23 protein-coding genes are annotated in these 24,390 nt (G+C 68.2%); 18 read left to right on the top strand and 5 right to left on the bottom strand.

Annotation, left to right across the window (positions count from 1 at the left end):
• The first annotated feature begins 15 nt into the window (after positions 1-15).
• The 11 genes from ACFIMZ_RS13230 to iscX all read left to right on the top strand — a co-directional run bounded on the left by ACFIMZ_RS13230 (position 16) and on the right by iscX (position 8,395).
• The gene (locus tag ACFIMZ_RS13230) at positions 16-1,428 is read left to right on the top strand and encodes a lactate utilization protein B (protein WP_431819908.1); all 1,413 of its coding nucleotides are present in this window, start codon (positions 16-18) and stop codon (positions 1,426-1,428) included.
• Positions 1,429-1,565: 137 nt separating this feature from the next.
• Positions 1,566-1,793, top strand: coding sequence for a hypothetical protein (locus ACFIMZ_RS13225; protein WP_060238240.1), 228 nt, complete (start codon positions 1,566-1,568; stop codon positions 1,791-1,793).
• A 101-nt stretch (positions 1,794-1,894) separates the two neighbouring features.
• Positions 1,895-2,377, top strand: a complete 483-nt coding sequence (locus ACFIMZ_RS13220; RefSeq protein ID WP_431819907.1) for a low molecular weight protein-tyrosine-phosphatase — start codon at positions 1,895-1,897, stop codon at positions 2,375-2,377.
• A gap of 122 nt (positions 2,378-2,499) precedes the next feature.
• A complete protein-coding gene (iscR, locus tag ACFIMZ_RS13215) occupies positions 2,500-3,039 on the top strand; it encodes a Fe-S cluster assembly transcriptional regulator IscR (RefSeq protein ID WP_042584372.1) in 540 nt (179 codons plus the stop codon).
• Between the two features lie 65 nt (positions 3,040-3,104).
• A complete protein-coding gene (locus ACFIMZ_RS13210; protein ID WP_431819906.1) occupies positions 3,105-4,328 on the top strand; it encodes an IscS subfamily cysteine desulfurase in 1,224 nt (407 codons plus the stop codon).
• A gap of 68 nt (positions 4,329-4,396) precedes the next feature.
• Complete coding sequence (iscU, locus tag ACFIMZ_RS13205) at positions 4,397-4,804, top strand: Fe-S cluster assembly scaffold IscU (protein ID WP_010091952.1); 408 nt, start codon at positions 4,397-4,399, stop codon at positions 4,802-4,804.
• A gap of 63 nt (positions 4,805-4,867) precedes the next feature.
• A complete protein-coding gene (gene iscA, locus ACFIMZ_RS13200; protein ID WP_010091953.1) occupies positions 4,868-5,191 on the top strand; it encodes an iron-sulfur cluster assembly protein IscA in 324 nt (107 codons plus the stop codon).
• 95 nt (positions 5,192-5,286) lie between these two features.
• Positions 5,287-5,814, top strand: a complete 528-nt coding sequence (hscB, locus tag ACFIMZ_RS13195; protein WP_042584654.1) for a Fe-S protein assembly co-chaperone HscB — start codon at positions 5,287-5,289, stop codon at positions 5,812-5,814.
• A gap of 54 nt (positions 5,815-5,868) precedes the next feature.
• Positions 5,869-7,737 carry a Fe-S protein assembly chaperone HscA gene (gene hscA, locus ACFIMZ_RS13190; protein WP_431819905.1) on the top strand — a complete coding sequence of 623 codons (1,869 nt, stop codon included), beginning with the start codon at positions 5,869-5,871 and terminating at the stop codon, positions 7,735-7,737.
• Positions 7,738-7,824: 87 nt separating this feature from the next.
• Positions 7,825-8,166, top strand: coding sequence for an ISC system 2Fe-2S type ferredoxin (gene fdx / locus ACFIMZ_RS13185; protein ID WP_431819904.1), 342 nt, complete (start codon positions 7,825-7,827; stop codon positions 8,164-8,166).
• A gap of 19 nt (positions 8,167-8,185) precedes the next feature.
• Entirely contained in the window at positions 8,186-8,395 is a 210-nt protein-coding gene (gene iscX / locus ACFIMZ_RS13180) for a Fe-S cluster assembly protein IscX (RefSeq protein WP_431819903.1), read from the top strand.
• A gap of 128 nt (positions 8,396-8,523) precedes the next feature.
• On the opposite strand, the gene ACFIMZ_RS13175 is transcribed toward iscX, so the two are convergent.
• From ACFIMZ_RS13175 to ACFIMZ_RS13155, 5 genes are all read right to left on the bottom strand, one after another.
• Complete coding sequence (locus ACFIMZ_RS13175; RefSeq protein WP_431819902.1) at positions 8,524-9,264, bottom strand: glycine zipper 2TM domain-containing protein; 741 nt, start codon at positions 9,262-9,264, stop codon at positions 8,524-8,526.
• A 255-nt stretch (positions 9,265-9,519) separates the two neighbouring features.
• A complete protein-coding gene (gene lysS / locus ACFIMZ_RS13170) occupies positions 9,520-11,046 on the bottom strand; it encodes a lysine--tRNA ligase (RefSeq protein ID WP_431819901.1) in 1,527 nt (508 codons plus the stop codon).
• 82 nt (positions 11,047-11,128) lie between these two features.
• Positions 11,129-12,233 (bottom strand): peptide chain release factor 2 gene (prfB, locus tag ACFIMZ_RS13165; RefSeq protein ID WP_124483289.1). Its coding sequence is split into 2 segments (ribosomal slippage): positions 11,129-12,151 and positions 12,153-12,233, totalling 1,104 coding nucleotides; the frame shifts between segments, so codons are not numbered across the junction.
• Between the two features lie 145 nt (positions 12,234-12,378).
• On the bottom strand, positions 12,379-14,076 hold the full coding sequence (gene recJ / locus ACFIMZ_RS13160; RefSeq protein WP_431819900.1) for a single-stranded-DNA-specific exonuclease RecJ: 1,698 nt from the start codon (positions 14,074-14,076) through the stop codon (positions 12,379-12,381).
• Positions 14,077-14,085: 9 nt separating this feature from the next.
• Positions 14,086-15,162, bottom strand: a complete 1,077-nt coding sequence (locus ACFIMZ_RS13155; RefSeq protein ID WP_431819899.1) for a regulator — start codon at positions 15,160-15,162, stop codon at positions 14,086-14,088.
• A gap of 137 nt (positions 15,163-15,299) precedes the next feature.
• Here ACFIMZ_RS13155 and ACFIMZ_RS13150 point away from each other — a divergent pair, with 137 nt between their 5' ends.
• The 7 genes from ACFIMZ_RS13150 to kdsA all read left to right on the top strand — a co-directional run bounded on the left by ACFIMZ_RS13150 (position 15,300) and on the right by kdsA (position 24,322).
• Positions 15,300-16,553 (top strand): lipoprotein-releasing ABC transporter permease subunit, encoded by a 1,254-nt coding sequence (locus ACFIMZ_RS13150; protein ID WP_431819898.1) that lies wholly within the window; start codon positions 15,300-15,302, stop codon positions 16,551-16,553.
• Positions 16,546-17,307, top strand: a complete 762-nt coding sequence (lolD, locus tag ACFIMZ_RS13145) for a lipoprotein-releasing ABC transporter ATP-binding protein LolD (protein WP_431819897.1) — start codon at positions 16,546-16,548, stop codon at positions 17,305-17,307. The genes ACFIMZ_RS13150 and lolD overlap by 8 nt, the downstream gene beginning before the upstream one ends.
• 77 nt (positions 17,308-17,384) lie before the next feature.
• Positions 17,385-18,173, top strand: a complete 789-nt coding sequence (locus ACFIMZ_RS13140) for a TatD family hydrolase (protein WP_431819896.1) — start codon at positions 17,385-17,387, stop codon at positions 18,171-18,173.
• 57 nt (positions 18,174-18,230) lie between these two features.
• Positions 18,231-20,705: a DNA internalization-related competence protein ComEC/Rec2 gene (locus ACFIMZ_RS13135; protein WP_431819895.1), complete on the top strand. Its 2,475-nt coding sequence runs from the start codon at positions 18,231-18,233 to the stop codon at positions 20,703-20,705.
• A 133-nt stretch (positions 20,706-20,838) separates the two neighbouring features.
• On the top strand, positions 20,839-21,669 hold the full coding sequence (locus tag ACFIMZ_RS13130; RefSeq protein ID WP_431819894.1) for an alpha/beta fold hydrolase: 831 nt from the start codon (positions 20,839-20,841) through the stop codon (positions 21,667-21,669).
• Positions 21,670-21,809: 140 nt separating this feature from the next.
• Positions 21,810-23,471: a CTP synthase gene (locus tag ACFIMZ_RS13125; protein WP_431819893.1), complete on the top strand. Its 1,662-nt coding sequence runs from the start codon at positions 21,810-21,812 to the stop codon at positions 23,469-23,471.
• A complete protein-coding gene (gene kdsA / locus ACFIMZ_RS13120; RefSeq protein WP_431819892.1) occupies positions 23,468-24,322 on the top strand; it encodes a 3-deoxy-8-phosphooctulonate synthase in 855 nt (284 codons plus the stop codon). The genes ACFIMZ_RS13125 and kdsA overlap by 4 nt, the downstream gene beginning before the upstream one ends.
• The last annotated feature ends 68 nt before the right edge of the window (positions 24,323-24,390 follow it).

Below are 24,390 nucleotides of genomic sequence, written 5' to 3'. Positions count from 1 at the left end.
CCCCTTGATACCGCGATGCAAGTCCAATCGATGCATTTCAAGGCGCGCGCCGGCCAGAAGCTGGCCGACCAGCGCCTGCAACAGAACCTGAAGAAGCTGTCGACGAAGTTCGTGTCCGCGCGGGCCGACGCGATGACGCAGATCGACTTCCCGGCAACGCGCGCGGCGCTCAAGGCGCGCCGCAATCGTGCGCTCGAAAACCTCGACGTGTGGCTCGAGGCGTTCGAGCGCGAGGCGACGCGGCGCGGCACGACGGTGCTGTTTGCTGAAACGACGGCCGACGCGGCGCGCCTCGTCGCCGACATCGCGCGCCGCCACGACGTGAAGAAGGTCATCAAGACCAAGTCGATGGTGTCGGAGGAAATGCGCCTGAACGAGGTGCTCGGCCAGATGGGCGTTCAGTCGATCGAGACGGATCTCGGCGAGTACATCCTGCAGATCAACGACAACGAGCCGCCGAGCCACATCATCGCGCCCGTCGTGCACAAGGACAAGGACGAGATCGCCGACCTGTTCGCGCGCACCCATCACCGCGAGCGCCTCACCGAGATTCCCGACATGACGCGCGAGGCGCGCGAGGTGCTGCGTCCGCACTTCCTGTCGGCCGACATGGGCGTGACGGGCGGCAACTTCGTGATCGCCGAGACGGGCTCGGTCGCGCTCGTCACGAACGAGGGCAACGAGGGGATGTGCACGGTGATGCCGCGCGTGCACGTCGCCGTGACCGGCATCGAGAAGGTGCTGCCGACGCTCGAGGATCTCGCGACCGCGATGCGCCTGCTGCCGCGCTCGGCGACCGGCCAGAAGACGTCGAACTACTTCTCGCTGCTGACCGGGCCGCGTGGGCCGGGCGACGAGGACGGTCCGGAGCACATGTACGTGGTGCTCGTCGACGGCGGGCGCACCGGCCTCATCGGCGGCGAATTCCAGGAGATGCTGCGCTGTATCCGCTGCGGCGCCTGCATGAACCATTGCCCGGTGTATCAGAAGGTCGGCGGTCACACCTACGGCTGGGTCTACCCGGGGCCGATGGGGTCGGTGCTGACGCCGAGCTACGTCGGCCTCGATCGCGCGCTCGACCTGCCGCAGGCGGCGACGCTGTGCGGCGAGTGCGACAGCGTCTGCCCGGTCGGGATCCCGCTGTCGCACCTGCTGCGCACGCTGCGCGAGAAGCAGGTCGAGCGCCACCTGCGGCCGTGGCGCGAGCGCGCGGCGCTGGCCGCGTGGGGCTTCGTCGCGCGCCGCCCGACGCTTTATGCGCTGACGACGAAACTCGCGGTGCGCATCCTCGAGCGGCTCGGCGGCGGGGGCGGCATGCTGCGGCGCCTGCCAATGATGGGCGGCTGGATGGAGACGCGCGACCTGCCGGTGCCGACCGGGCGCACGTTCCGCGAGCTGTACGCCGCGTCGCGCAGCCATCTCGGCTGACCGCCGCGCGACTGTTCATCCGGCAGCAACACTGAGTTCACTATTTACGTATTTATCCTGATAGATGCGGTCTATAGAATCTGGCCTGTAGTCCCCGGGAGAGGGTTTCGGGGACGTAAGGTCAAGGAGGTCGCATCATGAAAAAGACAATATCGATGTATTGGCCGTTGGCGATCGTCGTGCCGCTCGCGGCTGCCGCTTATCTGCATGCCGTCGGCGACGCGCCGTCGCGGGGGCCGCTCGCGGTGCACCAGGCATCCGCCGAGCTGGCGCGCGCCGTATCATTCGGGCTCGTCGGCGACGTGGCGAAGCCGTTGCCCGCGGCAGCCGGCAGTGTCGTGCTCGCTGCACCCAAGGCGCTTTGACGCAGGTCGCCGTCGCGTGGCGCGACGGCGCGATTCCGGGCGCCTTTGTATAATGGCGTGTTCCCCGTTTACGCGGTCCGCCGCGGCCTTCCGGTAGTGCGATGACCCGCGTTGCGATCTGTTTCGTCTGTCTCGGCAACATCTGCCGTTCCCCGACCGCCGAGGGCGTGATGCGCCATCAGGTGGAAGCCGCCGGGCTGGCGGACCGGATCGACGTCGATTCGGCCGGCACCGGCGACTGGCATGTGGGCGAGCCGCCCGATGCCCGCGCCCAGGCGGCGGCGCGCACGCGCGGCTACGACCTGTCGGCGCTGCGCGCACGGCAGGTGAGCGCAGCCGATTTCGAGTGCTTTGATCTGCTGCTGGCGATGGACGAGGCCAATCTTGCGGAATTGCGCCGGCGCTGCCCCGCGCAGCATCGCGACAAGGTGCGGCTGTTGATGGAATTCGCGTCCGGCGCGACGGCGTCCGAGGTCGCCGACCCTTATTTCGGCGGCGTGCAAGGCTTCGAGCAAGTGCTCGACCAGTGCGAAGCCGCGTGCCGTGGCCTGCTGGACACGCTGCGCCAGCGCGTGCCGCGCTGACTTCGGCCGGTTTTCATTAACCGTTTCGCGAATACCCTTTCGAAGACAGGGATACTTGACTAAATTCGTCAAATATTTATACTTGACCAAAATCGTCAAGATTGCAGTCCCCTAACACCACCATGAGACTCACCACCAAAGGCCGTTTCGCCGTCACGGCGATGATTGACTTGGCACTGCGCCAGGAGCAGGGCCCGGTGACGCTTGCAGGCATCAGCCAGCGCCAGCGGATTTCGCTCTCGTACCTCGAACAGCTGTTCGGCAAGCTGCGCAGACACGAAATCGTCGAGTCCGTGCGCGGACCCGGCGGCGGCTACAACCTCGCGCGTCGCGCACAGGACGTCACCGTCGCCGACATCATCATCGCGGTCGACGAACCGCTCGATGCCACGCAGTGCGGCGGCAAGGGCACGTGCGACGGCTCGAAGCAGCCCGACGGCCACTGCATGACGCACGAGCTGTGGGCGACGCTCAACCAGAAAATGGTCGAATACCTCGATTCGGTCTCGCTGCAGGATCTCGTCGATCAGCAGCGCACGCGTGAGGGCGCGCCCGCGGTGCTGCGCGACCGGCGCGCGCCCGAGCCCGTCGCCGCGCCCGCCGAGCCGGTGCGCACGATGCCGCTCGGCCCGAATTCGGTGTTCAACATCGCAAGTTCGTGAGCGAGAAGCCAGCCCGCTGACAACCTATAACGCATAGTCCCTGCACAGAATACCCGGAGCGACAGATGACCCAAGAGACTCTCCACCTGCCCATCTACATGGATTACAGCGCGACGACGCCGGTTGATCCGCGCGTGGTCGACAAGATGGTGCCGTACCTGCGCGAGCAGTTCGGCAACCCGGCGTCGCGCAGCCACGCATACGGCTGGGACGCGGAACGCGCGGTCGAAGAGGCGCGCGAGCAGGTGGCCGCACTCGTGAACGCCGATCCGCGCGAGATCATCTGGACGTCCGGCGCGACCGAATCGGACAACCTCGCGATCAAGGGCGCCGCGAATTTCTACAAGGGCAAGGGCAAGCACATCATCACGGTGAAGACCGAGCACAAGGCCGTGCTCGACACCTGCCGCGAGCTCGAGCGCGACGGCTTCGAAGTCACCTATCTGGACGTGAAGGAAAACGGCCTGGTCGACCTCGACGTGTTCAAGGCCGCGCTGCGCCCGGATACGATCCTCGTGTCGGTGATGCACGTCAACAACGAGATCGGCGTGATCCAGGACATCGAGACGATCGGCGAGATCTGCCGCGCGAAGGGCATCGTCTTCCACGTCGACGCCGCGCAGGCGACCGGCAAGGTCGAGATCGACCTCGCGAAGCTGAAGGTCGACCTGATGTCGTTCTCGGCGCACAAGACCTATGGCCCGAAGGGCATCGGCGCGCTGTACGTGCGCCGCAAGCCGCGCGTGCGCATCGAGGCGCAGATGCACGGCGGCGGCCATGAGCGCGGGATGCGCTCGGGCACGCTGCCGACGCACCAGATCGTCGGCATGGGCGAGGCGTTCCGCATCGCCCGCGAAGAAATGGCGACCGAGAACGAGCGCGTCCGCATGCTGCGCGACAAGCTGCTGCGCGGCCTGTCGCAGATCGAGGAAACGTATGTGAACGGTGACATGGAGCACCGTATCCCGCATAACCTGAACATCAGCTTCAACTTCGTCGAAGGCGAGTCGCTGATCATGGCGATCAAGGACGTCGCGGTGTCGTCGGGCTCCGCGTGCACGTCGGCGTCGCTGGAGCCGTCGTACGTGCTGCGCGCGCTTGGCCGCAACGACGAGCTCGCGCACAGCTCGATCCGCTTCACGGTCGGCCGCTTCACGACGGAGCAGGAGGTGGACTACGTGGTCAATCTGCTGAACAGCAAGATCGCGAAGCTGCGCGAACTGTCGCCGCTTTGGGAAATGCACCAGGAAGGCATCGATCTGTCGACGATCGAATGGGCCGCGCACTGAAAACCGCATTGAATACACACGCGGGCGGATTGGCGCACGCAGACGTAACGAGTCAAGGAGTCTGAGTCATGTCTTACAGCAACAAGGTTCTGGATCACTACGAAAACCCGCGTAACGTCGGCTCGTTCGCGAAGGACGACGACGCGGTCGGCACCGGCATGGTGGGCGCGCCGGCCTGCGGCGACGTGATGAAGCTGCAGATTCGCGTCGGCGCGGACGGCGTGATCGAAGACGCGAAGTTCAAGACCTACGGTTGCGGCTCGGCGATCGCGTCGAGCTCGCTCGTGACCGAATGGGTGAAGGGCAAGACGCTCGACGAGGCGCTTTCGATCAAGAACACGCAGATCGCCGAAGAACTGGCGCTGCCGCCGGTGAAGATTCACTGTTCGATTCTCGCGGAAGACGCGATCAAGGCGGCCGTGGCCGACTACAAGAAGCGTCACGACGTCAAGGAAGGCGATCAGGCAGCCGCCTGAGCGGAATCGAGCGACTAGCTGGAACGCCGCGCACCGCGATCGGCGCGCGGCGGCAAGGACATCATGGCAATTACACTGACCGAAAAAGCAGCGCAGCACGTCCAGAAGTATCTGGTCCGGCGCGGCAAGGGGCTGGGCCTGCGGCTCGGCGTTCGCACGACCGGGTGCTCGGGCCTCGCGTACAAGCTCGAGTATGTCGATGACCTCGCGCCCGAGGATCAGGTGTTCGAAAGCCATGGCGTGAAGGTCGTCGTCGATCCGAAAAGCCTTGCTTACATCGACGGCACCGAACTCGATTTTGCGCGCGAGGGCCTGAACGAAGGGTTCAAGTTCAACAACCCGAACGTGAAGGACGAGTGCGGCTGCGGAGAATCGTTCCGCGTGTGACGCGGGATGCCGCGCGAAGCGGGCAACAGGCGGCGCGTGCCGCCTTTTTAATGCGCGGCGAATGCCCGCGCGACGAATCGGAATTGAACGCGACGATGGTCTCGCTGAAAGACAGCCACTTCGACCTGTTTCACCTGCCGGCGCAGTTCGCGCTCGACGACGCGGCGCTCGACGCCGCTTACCGCACCGTGCAGACGCAAGTGCATCCCGACCGTTTCGCGGCGGCCGGCGATGCGCAGAAGCGCATTGCGATGCAGTGGGCGACGCGGGCGAACGAGGCATACCGGACGCTGCGCGATCCGCTGAAACGCGCCACCTACCTGCTGTCGCTGCGCGGCGTGGATATCGGCGCGGAAAACAATACCGCGATGGAGCCGGCGTTCCTGATGCAGCAGATGGAGTGGCGCGAAGGCATCGAGGATGCGGCGGCCGCCCGTAACGTCGATGCGCTCGATGCGCTGCTCGCCGAGCTGCGCGACGAGAAGCGCGCGCGCGTCGAGCGCCTCGGCGCGCTGCTCGACAGCGGCGCCGACCAGGCCGCCGCCGAGGCCGTGCGCCAGCTGATGTTCATCGAGCGGGTCGCGTCGGAAGTGGGCGCGCAGATCGAGCGCCTCGAAACTTAACCGCGTGCCTCGCGGCACGCGCAGCAAACGGGCCGAGCGCCCGAACGAACCAAGATGGCTTTACTGCAAATTTCCGAACCGGGCATGGCGCCGGCGCCGCACCAGCGGCGGCTCGCCGTCGGGATCGATCTCGGCACGACGAATTCGCTCGTCGCGGCCGTGCGCAACAGCGTGCCCGAGGTGCTGCCGGACGAAGCGGGCCGTGCGCTGCTGCCGTCGGTGGTGCGTTATCTCGAAAAGGGCGGCCGCCGCATCGGCCACGACGCGAAGGAACAGGCCGCGACCGACCCGCGCAACACGATCGTGTCGGTCAAGCGCTTCATGGGTCGCGGCAAGGCCGAAGTCGAAGGCGCGGCGAACGCGCCGTACGAATTCGTCGACGCGCCGGGCATGGTGCAGATCCGCACCGTCGACGGCGTGAAGAGCCCGGTCGAGGTATCGGCCGAGATTCTCGCGACGCTGCGCTATCGCGCGGAAGATACGCTCGGCGACGAGCTGGTCGGCGCGGTGATCACGGTGCCCGCGTACTTCGACGACGCGCAGCGCCAGGCGACCAAGGACGCCGCGCGTCTCGCGGGCCTGAACGTGCTGCGCCTGCTGAACGAACCGACCGCGGCGGCGATCGCCTACGGTCTCGATAATGCCGCCGAAGGCCTGTACGCGGTCTACGACCTTGGCGGCGGCACGTTCGACCTGTCGATCCTGAAGCTGACGAAGGGCGTGTTCGAAGTGCTCGCCGCGGGCGGCGATTCGGCGCTCGGCGGCGACGATTTCGATCATGCGCTGTTCGGCCACGTGCTCGCTCAGGCCGGGATCGACGCGAACACGCTCGCGGCCGAGGACGTGCGGCTGCTGCTCGACCGCGTGCGGCTGCTCAAGGAAGCGCTGTCCGCGGCGCCGCAGGCGTCGCTCGACGTGACGCTGTCGAGCGGCGTGCATCTCGTGCAGACGGTCACGCACGATGCGTTCGCCACGCTCGTCGAGCCGCTCGTGCAGCGCACGCTGACGCCGACCCGCAAGGCGCTGCGCGATGCGCAGGTGACGCCGGCCGACATCAAGGGCGTGGTGCTCGTCGGGGGCGCGACGCGCATGCCGGTGATCCGTGACGCGGTCGCGAAGCATTTCGGCCAGCCGCCGCTCGTGAATCTCGATCCGGATCAGGTCGTCGCGCTCGGCGCGGCGATCCAGGCCGACCTGCTCGCCGGCAATCGCGGCGGCGGCGACGACTGGCTGCTGCTCGACGTGATTCCGCTGTCGCTCGGCGTCGAGACGATGGGCGGCCTCGTCGAGAAGATCATCCCGCGCAATTCGACGATCCCGATCGCGCGCGCGCAGGAATTCACGACCTTCAAGGACGGCCAGACCGCGATGGCGATCCACGTCGTGCAGGGCGAGCGCGAGCTCGTTGCCGACTGCCGGTCGCTCGCGCGTTTCGAGCTGCGCGGCATCCCGCCGATGACGGCCGGCGCGGCGCGGATTCGCGTGACCTATCAGGTCGACGCGGACGGCCTGCTGTCGGTGTTCGCGCGCGAACAGCATTCGGGCGTCGAGGCGTCGGTCGTCGTGAAGCCGTCGTACGGTCTCGCCGACGACGACATCGCGAAGATGCTCGAAGAGAGCTTCAAGACCGCCGAGATCGATATGTGTGCGCGCGCGTTGCGCGAGGCGCAGGTCGAGGCCGAGCGGATGATCGAAGCGACGGAAGCCGCGCTCGCCGCCGACGGCGAGCTGCTCGACGCCGCGGAGCGCGCGGAAGTCGATGCGCGCGTTGCGGCACTGCGCACGGTTGCGCAGGGCGACGATACCGACGCGATCGAAGCGGCGACCAAGGCGCTGGCCGAAGGCACCGACGAATTCGCGGCGCGCCGGATGGACAAGAGCATCAAGCGCGCGCTGGCGGGCCGCCGGCTCGACGAGATCTGAACGAAGGACTTGCACGCCGGCCGTCGACGGCCGGCGTTATGATGAATCGTGCGGTGCAACGTGCCGCACCTGACTGACGGAACGGACATGCCTCAACTGGTGGTGCTGCCTCACGTCGAACTGTGCCCGGACGGCGCAGTGATCGACGCGACGCCCGGCAAGAGTATCTGCGACAACCTGCTCGACCACGGCATCGAGATCGAGCACGCATGCGAGAAGTCGTGCGCATGCACGACGTGCCACGTGGTGATCCGCGAGGGCTTCAACGATCTGGAGCCGTCCGAGGAGGACGAGGACGACCTGCTCGACAAGGCGTGGGGCCTCGAGCCGACGTCGCGCCTGTCGTGCCAGGCGATCGTGCAGGACGATTCGGACCTGGTGGTCGAGATTCCGAAGTACTCGATCAACCACGCGAAGGAAAATCACTGACCGGAACAGGAGGCAGGCGATGAAATGGACCGATTCGCGCGAGATCGCGATCGCGCTGGCGGACAAGCATCCGGACATCGATCCGCAGCGGATCAATTTCGTCGAGCTGCGCCAGTGGGTGCTCGAACTCGACGGCTTCAACGATGACCCGAAGCATTCCGGCGAGAAGATTCTCGAAGCGATCCAGGCGCACTGGATCGACGAATCCGACTTCGACGAAGAAGACTGAGCACGGCGGGCGCCCGATGGCGCAAGCGGCCCGGGATGAAAAAACGGCTCGTGAGCGATCACGAGCCGTTTTCGTTTCCGGGTCACGCTGCCCGCGCATGACACGCGGGCAGGGGACCGATCGGCCGGTTACGCGCCGACCAGCGTACCGTTCTCGATCCGCACGCGCTGGCCTTGGCCGAACGGCGGCGGGTTGTGGTACGTGAACGTGCGGGTCGTGCCGTTTTCCATCTGCACTTGCACCTGGTAGTCGGTTTCCGCGCGCACCTGCTTCTCGACCTGGTTGCCGGCGAGGCCGCCGCCCAGCGCGCCGAGCAGCGTCATTGCGGTGCGGCCATTGCCGTGACCGAACTGGTTGCCGAGCAGGCCGCCCGCCGCGGCGCCGCCGACTGCGCCGATACCCGAACTCTGGCCGGGCGTGCGCATCTGGTTGATCGCGACCACCGTGCCGCAGGTCTGGCAATAGGACGAAGACGGCTGCGAGTAGCCACCGCCCTGCTGCGCGTACTCAGGCGGCTGCGGCGCCGTCGACGAGTGGCGGCGATGGTGCGTCGGCGCCGGGCGCGGAGCCGGCTGTGGCTGGGCCTGGGCGACCGGCGCCTGCGGTTGTGCGGCTTGCTCGGCCGCGACCTGCTGCGCTGGCGCTGCGCGTGCCGCGCTGGCCGCCGCCGCCGTATCGACGGCCGGCTGCGCGGCAATTATCGCTGCCTGCGTCTGGCCGTTCTGAGCGTCGCCGCTGGTGGCCTTCGGGAACAGGCCGGTGACGGCCGCCGTCGCCGCGAGGCTTGCGATGATGACGGCGCCCGCCGCGGTCGCGACGAGCGGGTGAAGGCGTTGCTTTTGAGGCGTGGTCTGATTCTGGTTGTCCATTTTTGCTCTCCTCGCACGTAGTCGTGCGTTGTTTTGCAAAAGGAGTGTCGTCCAAGCACAGGACGGCCGCCGTATCAAGTTGTAACGATTCGATGCCGAAGTTTGCGAACGGGCGTGCGCCAGACCGGGCAAAAGCCGGCGTGACGCCGAGATAAAAGGGGGGAGGATTGATTGCCGGCGGACGCCGGCAGGCGGGATTTACGCGCGGTTACAAAGCTGTCGCCTGCGCGCCGCAGGGCGCGCAGGCGAAGCGGGTCAGTCTTCGCGGCGCAGGTGGGGGAACAGCAGCACGTCGCGGATCGTCGGGCTGTCGGTCAGCAGCATCACGAGGCGGTCGATGCCGATCCCGCAGCCGCCCGTCGGAGGCATCCCGTATTCGAGCGCGCGGATGTAGTCGGCGTCGAAGAACATCGCTTCCTCGTCGCCGGCGTCCTTCTGCTCGACCTGCTTCCTGAAGCGCGCGGCCTGGTCTTCCGGATCGTTCAGCTCCGAGAAGCCGTTCGCGATTTCGCGGCCGGTCATGAACAGCTCGAAGCGCTCGGTGATGCCGGGCACCGTGTCCGACGCGCGTGCAAGCGGCGACACTTCGACCGGGTAGTCGATGATGTACGTCGGCTCCCACAGCTGCGCTTCGGCGGTTTCCTCGAACAGCGCGAGCTGCAGCGCGCCGATGCCCGCGTTCAGGAACGCCGGCTGCGTGACGTCGACGCCGAGGCGCTTCAGCTCGCTGCGCAGGTACGCGTCGTCGGACAGCTGGCCGTCCGTGTATTGCGGCGCGTACTTCTGGATCGCCTGCGTGATCGTCAGGCGATGGAACGGCTTCGCGAGGTCGAGCTCGCGGCCCTGGTACTGGATCGTCGCAGTGCCGAGCGCATCGATCGCCGCCTGGCGGATCAGTTGCTCGGTGAAGTCCATCAGCCAGCGGTAGTCGGTGTACGCGGCGTAGAACTCCATCATCGTGAATTCCGGATTGTGGCGCGGCGACACGCCCTCGTTACGGAAATTCCGGTTGATTTCGAACACGCGCTCGAAGCCGCCGACGATCAGCCGCTTCAGGTACAGCTCCGGCGCGATGCGCAGGAACATCTGCATGTCGAGCGCGTTGTGGTGTGTGACGAACGGCTTCGCGGCCGCGCCGCCCGGGATCGGGTGCAGCATCGGCGTTTCGACTTCCATGAAGTCCGCGCCGTCCATGAACTTGCGGATCGATGCGATCGTCTTCGTGCGCGCACGGAACGTGTCGCGCGTTTCCGGCGTGACGATCAGGTCGACGTAGCGCTGGCGGTAGCGCATTTCCTGGTCGGCGAGGCCGTGGAATTTGTCCGGCAGCGGGCGCAGCGCCTTCGACAGCAGGCGCAGTTCCTTGCACTGGACCGACAGTTCGCCCTTGTTGGTGCGGAACAGCACGCCGCGCGCGGCGACGATGTCGCCGAGGTCCCACTTCTTGAACGCGTCATAGGTCTCCGCGCCGACGTCGTTCGGCGTCACGAAGAACTGGATCTGGCCCGAACCGTCCTGCACCGTCGCGAAGCTCGCTTTGCCCATCACGCGCTTGAGCATCATGCGGCCGGCGACCGCCACCTCGACCGGGTTCGCTTCGAGCGCGGCCTTGTCCGAGTCGGCGAATTTCGCCTGCAGCTCGGCTGCGTGATGCGTCGGCTGGAAATCGTTCGGGTAGGCGACGCCTTGCTCGCGCAATGCGCGCAGCTTCTCGCGGCGCTCGGCGATGATCTGGTTTTCGTCCGCCGCGACGGCGGGCTGCGTTTGGGTCGATTCGGTCATGATGGTCGGAATACGGGGTGGGTGCGGCAACGCAAACGGGAGGGCAAGGGTGGCGCGACCCGGGCAGGCCGCGCCGCGGCGCTTACACGCCCTGTTTGAGGCTCGCGCTGATGAAGTCGTCGAGATCGCCGTCGAGCACCGCTTTCGTGTTGCTCATTTCGACGTTCGTGCGCAGGTCCTTCACGCGGCTCTGGTCGAGCACGTACGAGCGGATCTGGTGGCCCCAGCCCACGTCGGTCTTGCTCGACTCGAGCTTGTCCTGCTCGGCCTGGCGCTTGCGCATCTCGGCTTCGTACAGGCGCGACTTCAGCATTGCCATCGCTTCGGCACGGTTGCGGTGCTGCGAGCGGTCGTTCTGGCACTGCACGACGATGCCGGTCGGCATGTGCGTGATCCGCACCGCCGAGTCGGTCTTGTTGATGTGCTGGCCGCCCGCGCCCGATGCGCGGTACGTGTCGATGCGCAGGTCGGCCGGGTTGACCTCGACTTCGATCGAGTCGTCGATTTCCGGATACACGAACACCGACGAGAACGACGTGTGGCGGCCGCCCGACGAGTCGAACGGCGACTTGCGCACGAGGCGGTGGATGCCGGTTTCGGTGCGCAGGAAGCCGTATGCGTATTCGCCCGAGACCTTGACCGTCGCGTTCTTGATGCCGGCGACGTCGCCGTCGGACTCTTCCAGCACCTCGGCCTTGAAGCCCTTGCGCTCGCAATAGCGCAGGTACTGGCGCAGCAGCATCGACGCCCAGTCGCACGCTTCGGTGCCGCCGGCGCCGGCCTGGATGTCGATGAAGCAGTTGTTCGGATCGGCCGGGTTCGAGAACATCCGGCGGAACTCGATGTCGCCGACGCGCGCTTCGAGCTTCGCGGCGTCTTCTTCCGATGCGACGAGGGTGTCTTCGTCGTTTTCCTCGCGGGCCATCTCGAACAGGTCGAGCGCATCGCGCAGGTCGCTATCGAGCGCCGTCAGCGTCGTGACGACGCCTTCGAGCAGCTTCTTTTCGCGGCCGAGCGCCTGGGCGTTCTTCGAATCGTTCCAGACGTTCGGGTCTTCGAGTTCCTTGTTGACTTCGGTCAGACGCGCAGCTTTGGCGTCGTAGTCAAAGATACCCCCGAAGCTCGCCCGCGCGGTTGCGCAGGTCGAGCAGGGAGCTTTCGATCGCGTTGAGACGTTCCGCTTCCATGATCGTTTCGCTTTTCGTGCTTCGTAAAAAAGCGGAATTATAGCCGATCGAGGCGGCCTCCCGGTGACGCCGACGGGGTGCGCACGCTCGCCCGCGCCCCGCCGGGCGAGGCGGCGCGCGGTCCGCGCCCCGTCCGGGTGCCGGCTCAGGCGCCCGCGTGCTCGACGATCAGCTGCACGCGCGTGACGCCGTTCCACGTGTCGGCGACGAGGCGGTACGCGATGAGCGCGCTCGCCGGCAGCGGCTCCGTGTGGTTGAACCAGATCGCATTGAAGCGCTGGCGGCCGCGCGCGAGCTGCAGCTTCAGGTGCTTGTCCTTCACCAGGGACTGCGACACGACGTCGAATTCGCCCGAGAACAGCGGGGCCGGAAAGCCCTGGCCCCAGACCGCCTCGTCGAGCAGCCCGACGAACTGCGGCGTGAAGTAGGCGTCCTCGAGCTCGCCGTCGGTCTCGATCACGCGGGCGAGCGCGTCGTCGGACAGCCACTCGCGCGCGACCGCCTCGAACGCGGCCGCGAAGCGCGGCACGTTCGCGGTGTCGAGCGTCACGCCGGCTGCCATCGCGTGGCCGCCGAATGCGGCGAGCAGGTCCGGTTCGCGCTTCGACACGAGGTCGAGCGCGTCGCGCAGGTGGAAACCGGGGATCGATCGCCCCGAGCCCTTGACGCGCGCGCCGTGCTCGTCCGCGTGCGCGAACGTGAACGACGGCCGGTGGAATTTCTCCTTCAGGCGTCCGGCGACGATGCCGATCACGCCCTGGTGCCAGTCGGGATTGAAGAGGGTGATCGTGCACGCGTCGGCCGGATCGACGTGCGCGAGATCGGCGAGCGCCTGCTGCTGCATCCCGGCCTCGATTTCGCGGCGTTCGCGGTTCATCGTGTCGAGCTGCTGGGCGAGCTCCCACGCGCGGCCGACGTCGTCGGTGATCAGGCACTCGATCCCGAGCGACATGTCGGACAGCCGGCCGGCGGCGTTCAGCCGCGGGCCGAGCCCGAAGCCGAGGTCGAAGCCCGACGCGGTGCGGGCTTCGCGGGCGGCCGCGCGGAACAGCGCGGCGACGCCCGGCTGCATCCGGCCGTTGCGGATGCGCTGCAGCCCCTGCGCGACCAGCACCCGGTTGTTGCCGTCGAGCCGCACGACGTCGGCGACGGTGCCGAGCGCGACGAGGTCGAGCAGGCCGTCGAGGCGCGGCTCGGCCTCCTTGCTGGCGAATGCGCCGCGGCGGCGCAGCTCGGCGCGCAGCGCGAGCAGCACGTAGAACATCACGCCGACGCCGGCGATGTGCTTGCTCGGGAACGCGCAGCCCGGCTGGTTCGGGTTGACGATCGCGCGCGCGGCGGGCAGCGCGTCGCCGGGCAGGTGGTGGTCGGTGACCAGCACGTCGATCCCGCGCGCGTTCGCGGCTTCGACGCCCGCGACGCTCGCGATGCCGTTGTCGACGGTGATCAGCAGGTCCGGCTTGCGCGCGGCCGCCAGCTCGACGATCTCGGGCGTGAGGCCGTAGCCGTACTCGAAACGGTTCGGCACCAGATAGTCGATCTGCGCGCCGAACATCCGCAGCCCGCGCACCGCGACCGCGCAGGCGGTCGCGCCGTCGCAGTCGTAGTCGGCGACGACGAGCAGGCGCCGCCGCTCGGCGATCGCGTCGGCGAGCAGCGCGGCCGCGTCGGCGCAGCCTTTCAGTTCGGTGGGCGGGACGAGGCGCGCGAGCGCGGTCTCGATGTCGGACGGGGATTGCACGCCGCGCGCGGCGTACAGGCGCGCGAGCACCGGGTGCAGGCCGTGGCGCGCGAGCGCTTCGGCGTCGGCGGGCGCGACGGGGCGGGTAACGATGCGGGTCATGAGGTGGCTTTATTCGAACAGGGACGCGAGCGCGCGGCGGCGCCAGAACTTGCGCAGGTCGCCGCGCGTCGCGCGCAGGGTCGCCGAGCTGGTGTCGCCGCACAGCGTGACGTCGACGCGCGCCAGTTCGCCGCGCTGCAGCGCGGCGAGGGCGGGCGCGAACCAGTCGCGCTCCATCGCGCCGAGCGCGTCGTGCCAGCTCGCCCAGTCCTGTTCGATGAATGGGGTCGTGAGTGCCGACAGCTCGACGAGCGTCGCACCGTCGGCGGCTGCGAGCTTGTCGAACGCGGCGGGCGGTGCGCCGGCGTCGGCCCGGGCCGCGCGCGCGAGGCCGAGCGCCGCGGGCGCGGTGGACAGCACGCGCGCGAACGGCTGGCCGACGGGCTTCAGCGCGCCCTGCGCGTGGAACCAGATCGAATTCACGGCGGGCAGGCCGCGCGCTTCGCGCGCTTCGTTGACCGGATGCTGGAACCAGGCCATCTGCACTTCGTTCTGCAGCTTCATCCAGATCCGCGAGCGTTCGCCGGTGTGCGCCTCGTGCGGCAGCCAGATCTCGATGTTGCGGCCGCTCGCGCGCAGCGGCGCGGCGCCGGCCAGGTGGCGGAACTGTTCGCTCGACAGGTACCAGCGGTGCGGGCGGGGCGCTTCGAGCCGGACCCCAAGCTCCTCGATCAGCGGGCGCGCGACGGCGAGCAGCGCGGCCGCCTCGCCGTCTTCCAGCTCGAGCGCGGCCGGATCGACGAGCACGAGATGGTCGTGCGCGATCTCGACGTGCACGGGTTCCACGCAGGCCCAGGCCAGGTCGCCCGGGTCGCCGCCGTCCGCGAGCAGCATGTAGGGCGCGAGCGGCGCCTCGTCGGCGGCGTTGCCCTGGGCCGCGCCGAACTGGCGGGCGAGCCAGCGCTCGTGCGGCAGCGTGCGCTGGAAATCCTCGCCGGCCACGCGCTCGACGAGGCTCGCGCGCGACAGCAACTTTTCGAGCGCGGGACTGTCCAGCGTGTGCAGGGACGAGGCTGCATCGGCCGCCGACGGCAGCGCGAAAGGAACGAGAAAATGGAGGCGTCGGTCGTGCATGATGGTGCGCATTGTATGGCAAACTGCGCGCGTGTTCGGGCGGACCGACGGCCGGCTCGCGCCCGGCGGCGGGTTTTGCCCCCCGCTCGGGCGGGGGCGACCGGTACGTCGGGCCGCCCTCCATGCCGCAACCAGCAGAAAGGATTCGCTTGAAACTTCCGTACGAATGGCAGATCGGCTGGCGCTACACGCGCGCCGGCAAACGCACGACCGGCAACGGCTTCATTTCCTTCATCGCGCTCGTGTCGATGCTCGGCATCGCGCTCGGCGTCGCCGCGCTGATCGTCGTGCTGTCGGTGATGAACGGCTTCCAGAAGGAGGTGCGCGACCGGATGCTGTCGGTGCTCGCGCACGTCGAGGTGTTCTCGCCGACGGGCCAGATGCCCGACTGGCAGCTGACCGCGCAGGAGGCGCGCCGCAACCCGTCGGTGACCGGCGCGGCGCCGTACGTCGAGGCGCAGGCGCTGCTCACGCGCCAGGACGCGGTGAGCGGCGTGATGCTGCGCGGCATCGAGCCGTCGCTCGAGCCGCAGGTGTCGGAAATCGGCAAGGACATGAAGGCGGGCCAGCTCGCCGCGCTCGTGCCGGGCCAGTTCGGCATCGTGCTCGGCGACGCGCTGGCCGGCAATCTCGGCGTGACGGTCGGCGACAAGGTCACGCTGGTCGCGCCCGAAGGCACGATCACGCCGGCCGGGATGCTGCCGCGGCTGAAGCAGTTCACGGTCGTCGGCGTGTTCGAGTCGGGTCACTACGAATACGACAGCACGCTCGCGATGATCGACATCCGCGACGCCGAGGCGCTGTTCCGCCTGAGCGCACCGACCGGCGTGCGGCTGCGGGTGAAGGACATGCAGAAGGCGCCGGACGTGGCGGTGGAGCTGTCGCATTCGCTGTCCGGCAGCCTGTACATCCGCGACTGGACCCAGCAGAACAAGACCTGGTTCTCGGCGGTGAAGATCGAGAAGCGGATGATGTTCATCATCCTGACGCTGATCATCGCGGTGGCCGCGTTCAACCTCGTGTCGTCGCTCGTGATGACGGTGACCAACAAGCAGGCCGACATCGCGATCCTGCGCACACTCGGCGCGCAGCCTGGCTCGATCATGAAGATCTTCGTCGTGCAGGGTGTGACGATCGGCTTCTCCGGCACCGCGATGGGCATCGCGCTCGGCTGCCTGATCGCGTGGAGCATCCCGTGGCTGATCCCGATGATCGAGCATGCGCTCGGCGTGCAGTTCCTGCCGTCGTCCGTGTACTTCATCAGCGAGCTGCCGTCCGAGCTCGTCGCGAGCGACGTGATCCGGATCGGCGTGATCGCGTTCGTGCTGTCGGCGGTCGCGACGCTCTACCCGAGCTGGCGTGGCGCGAAGGTCAAGCCGGCGGAGGCGCTGCGCTATGAATGACCGCGCCGCCGCTGTCGCGGCTTCTCGACCCCATTACAACACTCAGGATTCGGCAGGTATGCAGGAATACGTGCTTCAGGCGCGCGGCATCACGAAGGCGTTCGTGCAGGGCGGCTTCAACGTGCAGGTGCTCAACAATACCGAGCTGTCGGTGCGGCGCGGCGAGAAGCTCGCGGTCGTCGGCGCGTCGGGCTCCGGCAAGAGCACGCTGCTGCACGTGCTCGGCGGTCTCGACGAGCCGAGCGCGGGCGAGGTGTCGCTGCTCGGCAAGCCGTTTACGCAGCTCGGCGAGCGCGAGCGCAACGACCTGCGCAACCGGGCGCTCGGGTTCGTCTACCAGTTCCACCATCTGCTGCCCGAATTCAGCGCGCTCGACAACGTCGCGATGCCACTGCGCATCCGCCGGATGACGACCGAGGACGCACGCGCCGAGGCGCAGGCGATGCTCGAGCGGGTCGGGCTCGGCGCTCGCGCGAAGCATCGTCCGGGCGAGCTGTCGGGCGGCGAGCGGCAGCGCGTCGCGATTGCGCGCGCGCTGGTGACGAAGCCCGCGTGCGTGCTCGCCGACGAGCCGACCGGCAACCTCGACGGCGGGACCGCCGATACGGTGTTCAACCTGATGCTCGAACTGTCGGAGACGCTGAACACGAGCTTCGTGATCGTCACGCACGATACCGATCTCGCCGCGCGCTGCGACCGCATCATGCGGCTGCGCGACGGCGTGCTGCACGAAGAGCCGGCCCTGCCGGTCTGACATGAACCCGCGCTCCTCGCGCGTGCCGCTGCCCGACGGGCGGCGCGTTTGCCGGGAGCGGCCAGGCGAACGCTGACATGTGGATCGATACGCATTGCCATCTCGATGCCGCCGAATTCGATGCCGACCGCGACGCGGTCGCGCAGGCGGCGCGCGATGCGGGCGTGGCGCGCATCGTGATCCCGAGCGTCGGGCGCGACAACTTCGCGCCGGTGCGCGAGCTCGCGCATCGCACGCCGGGCGCGGTCTATGCGCTCGGCATCCATCCGATGTATACGCCGCATGCGCGCGACGGCGATCTCGACCGGCTGCGCATGGAAATCGAAGCGAGTCTCGATGATCCGCGGTTCGTCGCGATCGGCGAGATCGGTCTCGACTACTTCGTGCCCGGGCTCGACGAAGACCGGCAGCAATTCTTCTATCAGGGCCAGCTGAAGCTCGCGCGCGAGTTCGACCTGCCGGTGCTCTGCCACGTGCGCAAGTCGCAGGACCGCGTGCTCGCGGGGCTGCGCCGTTTCGGCGTGCGGCGCGGCATCGCGCACGCATTCAACGGCAGTTTCCAGCAGGCCGAAGCGTATCTCGCGCAGGGCCTGCATCTCGGCTTCGGCGGCAACGTCACGTTCACGCGCGCGCTGCAGATCCGCCGGCTGGCGACGCAGTTGCCGGTCGATGCGCTCGTCGTCGAAACGGATGCGCCCGATATCGCGCCCGAGTGGGCGTATCAATCCCGCAACACGCCGGACCAGGTGCCGCGCATCGGCGACGTGCTCGCCGAACTGCGCGGCATCGACGCGGCCGAGCTTGCCCTATGCACTTCGGCTAACGCGCGTGCCGCGTTGCCCAGGCTCGCGCTTTCGTCCGCATAATCGTTTCCCGGAGGCGCCCGATTCGCGACGGCGTCGCCGGGTCGGCGAGGAGGCGGAATGCGCGTGTGGTGGGTGGCGTTCGCTTTCGGCGTCGCCGCGCTGCAGCGGCAGGCGGCGTTGCCGGGCGTGGCGCAATGGCTGGGCGGCGCGGCCGTGCTGGCGGCGCTCGCGGCGGCCGGCGTCGGGTGCGCGCGGCGCCGGCCGCGGACGCGGGCGACTGCCGCGATCGGCTGGACGTTGTGGGCAGCGGCGGCCTGTGTCGTGGGGTTCGGGTACGCGGCCGGGCGGGCGGAGTGGCGGCTGCGCGACGAGTTGCCCGCCGAGTGGGAAGGGCGCGACATCACGGTCACGGGTGTGATCAAGGGGCTGCCTGTCGTCGACGATGCGGGCGCGCGGTTCCTGTTCGCGGTCGAATCGAACGATGCCGGCCTTGCCCGTTTCCCTCCGCTGATCCGGCTGTCATGGCGCACCTACGGGGCGCGCGCGGAACCGGCGGCGGCTCCGGACCTGCGCGCCGCGCAGCGGTGGCGGCTGACGGTGCGGCTGAAGCGCCCGCACGGCGAAGCGAATCCCGGCGTGCGCGACAGCGAGGCGGCGTGGCTCGGCGCGGGGATTCGCTCGCTCGGCTACGTGAGCGCGCCGCAGCGGGCGGTGCTGGTCGATGCGCGGGCGCGCGGCATCCAGGCGTCGATCGACCGCTTGCGCGACCGGTTGCGGGCACGCATCGGCGTGACGCTCGGGCAGCACGCGGATCATCGCGGCATCGTCGCCGCGCTCGCGATCGGCGATCAGTCCGGCATCGGCGACGACGACTGGCGCGTGCTGCGCGACACCGGCACGAGCCATCTGGTGGCGATCTCGGGCCTGCACGTCGGCCTGGTCGGCGGGATCGCTGGCTGGCTCGCGTCGGCCGTCTGGCGCCGGCTTCGCTGGCGGGGCCGCGCCGCTGTGCTCGTCGTGCCGGCCCCCTGGGTCGCCGCGCTCGCGGCGCTGACGGGCGCGCTCGGCTACGCGGCGCTGGCCGGTTTCAACGTGCCGGCGCAGCGGTCATGGTGGATGATCGCGGCGGGCGGCGTCGCGTATCTGGCGGGGCGCAGCGTGCCGGCGTCGTCGGTGCTGTGCGCGGCGCTGGGCGCCGTGCTGCTGGCCGATCCGTGGGCGGTGCTGTCGGCCGGCTTCTGGCTGTCGTTCGGCGCGGTCGCCGTCATCCTGCTGGCCGTGTCGGGCTGGCGCGCCGTGCAGGAGCCCGGCGCCGAGCCGGAACGCGCCGGGTTCGGCGAGCGGCTGCGCGCATGGCGCCGGCGGGGCGTCCGCCGCGTGGCCGAAGCATCGCGGGTGCAATACGCGGTCACGATCGGGCTCGCGCCGCTGACGGCCGCGTGGTTCGCGCAGATCTCCGTGTCGGGGCCGCTCGCGAACGCATTCGCGATTCCGTGGGTCAGCAGCGTCGTCACGCCGATCGTGCTCGCGGGCATCGCGCTGCCCGCGCCGCTCGACGCCAGCGCATTCCGGCTGGCGCGCACGTCGCTCGATCCGATGATGGCAATGCTCGAACGGCTCGCGGACTGGCCGCGCAGCGTGTTCTGGCTGCCGATGCCCGACTGGCCGGTGCTGACGCTCGCCTGCGTGGGCGTCGTCTGGCTGCTGCTGCCGCGCGGCTGGCCGCTGCGCTGGGCAGCGCCGCTCACCTGGCTGCCGCTCGTCGCGCCGGCGCCGGACCGGCCGCCGGAAGGCGGGTTCCGGCTGACCGTGGTCGACGTCGGGCAGGGCGCATCGGTGCTGGTCGAGACCGCGCGCCGGACACTGCTGTTCGACGCCGGGCCGGGGGCGGAATCGACCCATGCGGGCGAGCGGATCGTCGCGCCATTCCTGCGCGCCCGCGGCATCCGGGATCTCGACACGCTCGTGCTGAGCCATGCCGATGCGGATCACGCCGGCGGCGCCCCCGCAGTCTATGCGGCGGTCAAGGTGCGCCAGCTGCTGGGCGGGATGCCGGCCGGCAACCGGCTGTGGCGCGATGCGGAGGCGGCTGGCGTCGCGAGCCGCGTGCCGTGCGCGGCAGGGCAGCGCTGGCGCTGGGACGGCGTGACGTTCACGGTGCTCTGGCCGCAGGGCGGCCCCGGCGGCGGCGCGACGAACGCGCAGTCGTGCGTGCTGCGCGTCGACGCGGGCGGCACGTCCGCGCTGCTGACGGGGGACATTGAAGCGAACGTCGAGCGCCGGCTCGTCGCCACGGATCGCGACGCGCTCGCCGCGCAAATTCTGATCGTCGCGCATCACGGCAGCCGCACGTCGTCGGTCGAGCCTTTCCTCGATTCGGTCGGGCCGCGCGTTGCGGTATTTCCTGTAGGCTATCGCAATCGTTTCGGGCATCCGCACCGGACCGTCCTCGCACGCTACGCGGCGCGCGGGATCCCGTTGCCGCGAACCGATCGCGACGGCGCCGTGCGGTTCGACGTCGCGCCGGCAGGCGGAAGGTTCGCGCTCGAACTTCACCGCGATGCGCAGCGCCGCTACTGGATGGACCGGTGACGCGCCAAGCGGGATGACGGCCTTGCACGGAACCGGACCAGGCGCTGAAGCGCCGGTTCGGGGCGACCGCAAGGCATGGGACCCGAGTAAGCGCTGAAGCGCTCATTCAGGTCGACAAAGGAGACACCGGCGTTTGAAGGACATCATCCATTTTTCGCACGCGAACGGCTTTCCGGCGTCGACGTACCGGACGATCTTCGCCGAATTGGCCGACGACTACGAACTGCGGTACATCGAGCGGATCGGGCACGACCGGCGCTATCCGGTCACGCGCGACTGGCCGCATCTCGTCGAGCAGCTGCTCGACGACATCGGCGGCCGCTACGAGCGGCCGGTGTGGCTCGTCGGCCATTCGCTCGGCGGCTATCTGTCGCTGATGGCCGCGCTGAAGAAGCCGCAGTGGGTGCGCGGCGTGGTGATGCTGGATTCGCCGATCATCGCCGGCTGGCGCAGCGGCGCGTTGCGCGCCAGCCAGTGGGCGGGGCTCGACGAGCGGCTGTCGCCGGCCGCGGCGACGCGCAACCGGCGCACGCACTGGGCGAACCGCGACGAAGCCTGGCGGCATTTCCACGAGAAGCCGGCGTTCGCGCGCTGGGACGAGCGGATGCTGGCCGACTACATCGACTACGGCATTCCGCAGGCGGCCGTCGACGGCGAGCGCACGCTCGCGTTCGACCGGCAGATCGAATACCTGATCTACCGGACCTTGCCGCATACGCTCGGCCCGCGGCTCTCGCACGGCGCGCCGGTGCCGCTCGGCTTTCTCGCCGGCACGCACTCGCGCGAGGTGCGCCAGGTCGGGCTCGACGCCACGCGCCGCGCGACTCACGGGCGCATCGAATGGCTCGAGGGCAGTCACCTGTTCCCGATGGAACGGCCGCTGGAGACGGCGCGCGCATTGCAGCGGATGCTGAATACGCTGCGCGCGGAAGAAGGGGCCGTCGTGTCCGCGCACGACGCCTGAATCGCGGCACGGCCGCCGCGCATCCGGCGCGTCAGGCTCGGCTGGCGCGACGCAGCGGGAAAGGGCGCAATCATCGCGTCAATTGCTGAGAGAAGCGCGGGCTTTACGGTATAATCCGTTTTTCCCGCGAGCATCCAGCGATGACCAAATATGTTTTCGTCACCGGCGGCGTAGTTTCTTCCCTTGGCAAGGGTATTGCCGCCGCCTCTCTCGCCGCGATCCTCGAATCGCGCGGTCTGAAAGTCACCCTCCTCAAACTCGATCCCTACATCAACGTCGACCCCGGCACGATGAGCCCGTTCCAGCACGGCGAAGTGTTCGTGACGGAAGACGGCGCGGAGACGGATCTCGACCTCGGCCACTATGAGCGCTTCATCAGCACGAAGATGCGCAAGGCCAACAACTTCACGACCGGCCAGATCTACGAATCGGTGATCCGCAAGGAACGCCGCGGCGACTATCTCGGCAAGACCGTGCAGGTGATTCCGCACATCACGAACGAGATCCAGGCGTTCATCGAGCGCGGGGCCGCGTCGGCCACCTGCGGCGAGCCGGACGTCGCGATCGTCGAGATCGGCGGCACGGTCGGCGACATCGAATCGCTGCCGTTCCTCGAGGCGGCGCGCCAGATGAGCCTGCGCCTCGGCCGCAACAGCGCGTGCTTCGTGCACCTGACGCTCGTGCCGTACATCGCGACGGCCGGCGAACTGAAGACGAAGCCGACCCAGCACAGCGTGCAGAAGCTGCGCGAGATCGGCATCCTGCCGCACGTGCTGCTCTGCCGTGCGGACCGCCGCATTCCGGACGACGAGTCGAAGAAGATCTCGCTGTTCTCGAACGTGCCGGAAGACGCCGTGATCTCGGTGTGGGACGTCGACAGCATCTACAAGATTCCGCAGATGCTGCACGACCAGGGCCTCGACCGGATCATCTGCGAGGAACTGAAGCTGACGCCGCACGACGCCGACCTCGCGATGTGGTCCGAGCTCGTCGAGAAGCTGGAGCACCCGAAGCACGAAGTGACGATCGGCATGGTCGGCAAGTACGTCGACCTGACCGAGTCGTACAAGTCGCTGATCGAAGCGCTGCGCCATGCATCGATCCACACGTCGACGCAGGTCAACATCGAGTACATCGACTCGGAAGAGATCGAGGCGAACGGCGTCGACAGCCTGAAGCACCTGGATGCGGTGCTGGTGCCGGGCGGCTTCGGCCGTCGCGGCACGGAAGGCAAGATCGCGGCGATCCGCTATGCGCGCGAGGCGAAGGTGCCGTACCTCGGCATCTGCCTCGGCATGCAGCTCGCGGTGATCGAGTTCGCGCGCGACGTCGTCGGCCTGAAGCAGGCGAACAGCACCGAATTCGATCCGCAGACGCCGGAACGCGTCGTCGCGCTGATCAACGAGTGGTACGACCGCGAAGGCAAGGTCGAGAAGCGCACCGAGGACTCCGATCTCGGCGGCACGATGCGTCTCGGCTCGCAGCGCTGCCCGATCAAGCCCGGCACGCTCGCGGAAGAGATCTACGGCAAGGACGTGAACGAACGTCACCGCCACCGTTATGAAGTCAATAACCGCTTCGTGCCCCAGCTCGAAAGCGGCGGCCTTATCATCAGCGCGCGTACCCCGAGCGAGGACCTGCCGGAAATGATGGAGCTGCCGCGCTCGATGCACCCGTGGTTCGTCGGCGTGCAGTTCCACCCGGAATTCACGTCCACGCCGCGTGACGGTCATCCTCTGTTCAAGTCGTTCGTCGAAGCCGCGCTGGCCAGCCAGCAGGCGCGCGCCGGAGTGAAAGCATGAAGCTGTGCGATTTCGAGGTCGGTCTCGACAAGCCGTTCTTCCTGATCGCGGGTACCTGTGTCGTCGAATCCGAACAGATGACGATCGACACGGCCGGCCGCCTGAAGGAAGTCTGCGAGAAGCTGAACATCCCGTTCATCTACAAGTCGTCCTATGACAAGGCGAACCGCAGCTCGGGCAAGTCGTTCCGCGGCCTCGGAATGGACGAGGGGCTGCGCATCCTGTCCGAGGTGAAGCGCCAGCTCGGCCTGCCGGTGCTCACCGACGTGCACTCGATCGACGACATCGAGGCGGTCGCGTCGGTCGTCGACGTTCTGCAGACGCCCGCGTTCCTGTGCCGCCAGACCGACTTCATCCACGCGTGCGCGCGCTCGGGCAAGCCCGTCAACATCAAGAAGGGCCAGTTCCTCGCGCCGCACGACATGAAGAACGTGATCGACAAGGCGCGTGAAGCGGCCCGCGAAGCGGGGCTGTCGGAAGACCGCTTCATGGCGTGCGAGCGCGGCGTCTCGTTCGGCTACAACAACCTCGTGTCGGACATGCGTTCGCTCGCGATCATGCGCGAGACGGGCGCACCTGTCGTGTTCGACGCGACCCACTCGGTGCAGCTGCCGGGCGGGCAGGGCACGAGCTCGGGCGGCCAGCGTGAATTCGTGCCGGTGCTCGCGCGCGCGGCGGTCGCCACGGGCGTCGCGGGCCTGTTCATGGAAACGCACCCGAAGCCGGCCGAAGCGAAGTCGGACGGCCCGAACGCGGTGCCGCTCAACCGGATGGGCGCGCTGCTGGAGACGCTCGTCACGCTGGACCAGGCGGTGAAGCGCACCCCGTTCCTGGAAAACGATTTCAACTAAGAACGTATGAACCTGCGGCGGCTTCGCGCGTCTGTAGCGAAAGCGGCTTTCGCGCACGCGCCGTCGCA

The organism is Burkholderia sp. F1 (assembly GCF_050813845.1).
Taxonomy (GTDB): domain Bacteria; phylum Pseudomonadota; class Gammaproteobacteria; order Burkholderiales; family Burkholderiaceae; genus Burkholderia; species Burkholderia ubonensis.
This window is presented reverse-complemented; position numbering and strand designations above follow the sequence as displayed.

Bases quoted from the DNA above. Each gene is read 5' to 3' on its own strand.
- iscU (WP_010091952.1), top strand. From the start codon at position 4,397: ATGTCTTACAGCAACAAGGTTCTGGATCACTACGAAAACCCGCGTAAC.
- ACFIMZ_RS13230 (WP_431819908.1), top strand. From the start codon at position 16: ATGCAAGTCCAATCGATGCATTTCAAGGCGCGCGCCGGCCAGAAGCTG.
- lysS (WP_431819901.1), bottom strand. From the start codon at position 11,046: ATGACCGAATCGACCCAAACGCAGCCCGCCGTCGCGGCGGACGAAAAC.
- ACFIMZ_RS13155 (WP_431819899.1), bottom strand. From the start codon at position 15,162: ATGCGCACCATCATGCACGACCGACGCCTCCATTTTCTCGTTCCTTTC.
- ACFIMZ_RS13220 (WP_431819907.1), top strand. From the start codon at position 1,895: ATGACCCGCGTTGCGATCTGTTTCGTCTGTCTCGGCAACATCTGCCGT.
- iscX (WP_431819903.1), top strand. From the start codon at position 8,186: ATGAAATGGACCGATTCGCGCGAGATCGCGATCGCGCTGGCGGACAAG.
- ACFIMZ_RS13125 (WP_431819893.1), top strand. From the start codon at position 21,810: ATGACCAAATATGTTTTCGTCACCGGCGGCGTAGTTTCTTCCCTTGGC.
- kdsA (WP_431819892.1), top strand. From the start codon at position 23,468: ATGAAGCTGTGCGATTTCGAGGTCGGTCTCGACAAGCCGTTCTTCCTG.
- ACFIMZ_RS13225 (WP_060238240.1), top strand. From the start codon at position 1,566: ATGAAAAAGACAATATCGATGTATTGGCCGTTGGCGATCGTCGTGCCG.
- lolD (WP_431819897.1), top strand. From the start codon at position 16,546: ATGAATGACCGCGCCGCCGCTGTCGCGGCTTCTCGACCCCATTACAAC.
- recJ (WP_431819900.1), bottom strand. From the start codon at position 14,076: ATGACCCGCATCGTTACCCGCCCCGTCGCGCCCGCCGACGCCGAAGCG.
- ACFIMZ_RS13135 (WP_431819895.1), top strand. From the start codon at position 18,231: ATGCGCGTGTGGTGGGTGGCGTTCGCTTTCGGCGTCGCCGCGCTGCAG.
- ACFIMZ_RS13175 (WP_431819902.1), bottom strand. From the start codon at position 9,264: ATGGACAACCAGAATCAGACCACGCCTCAAAAGCAACGCCTTCACCCG.
- iscA (WP_010091953.1), top strand. From the start codon at position 4,868: ATGGCAATTACACTGACCGAAAAAGCAGCGCAGCACGTCCAGAAGTAT.
- ACFIMZ_RS13210 (WP_431819906.1), top strand. From the start codon at position 3,105: ATGACCCAAGAGACTCTCCACCTGCCCATCTACATGGATTACAGCGCG.
- hscA (WP_431819905.1), top strand. From the start codon at position 5,869: ATGGCTTTACTGCAAATTTCCGAACCGGGCATGGCGCCGGCGCCGCAC.
- fdx (WP_431819904.1), top strand. From the start codon at position 7,825: ATGCCTCAACTGGTGGTGCTGCCTCACGTCGAACTGTGCCCGGACGGC.
- hscB (WP_042584654.1), top strand. From the start codon at position 5,287: ATGGTCTCGCTGAAAGACAGCCACTTCGACCTGTTTCACCTGCCGGCG.
- iscR (WP_042584372.1), top strand. From the start codon at position 2,500: ATGAGACTCACCACCAAAGGCCGTTTCGCCGTCACGGCGATGATTGAC.
- ACFIMZ_RS13140 (WP_431819896.1), top strand. From the start codon at position 17,385: ATGTGGATCGATACGCATTGCCATCTCGATGCCGCCGAATTCGATGCC.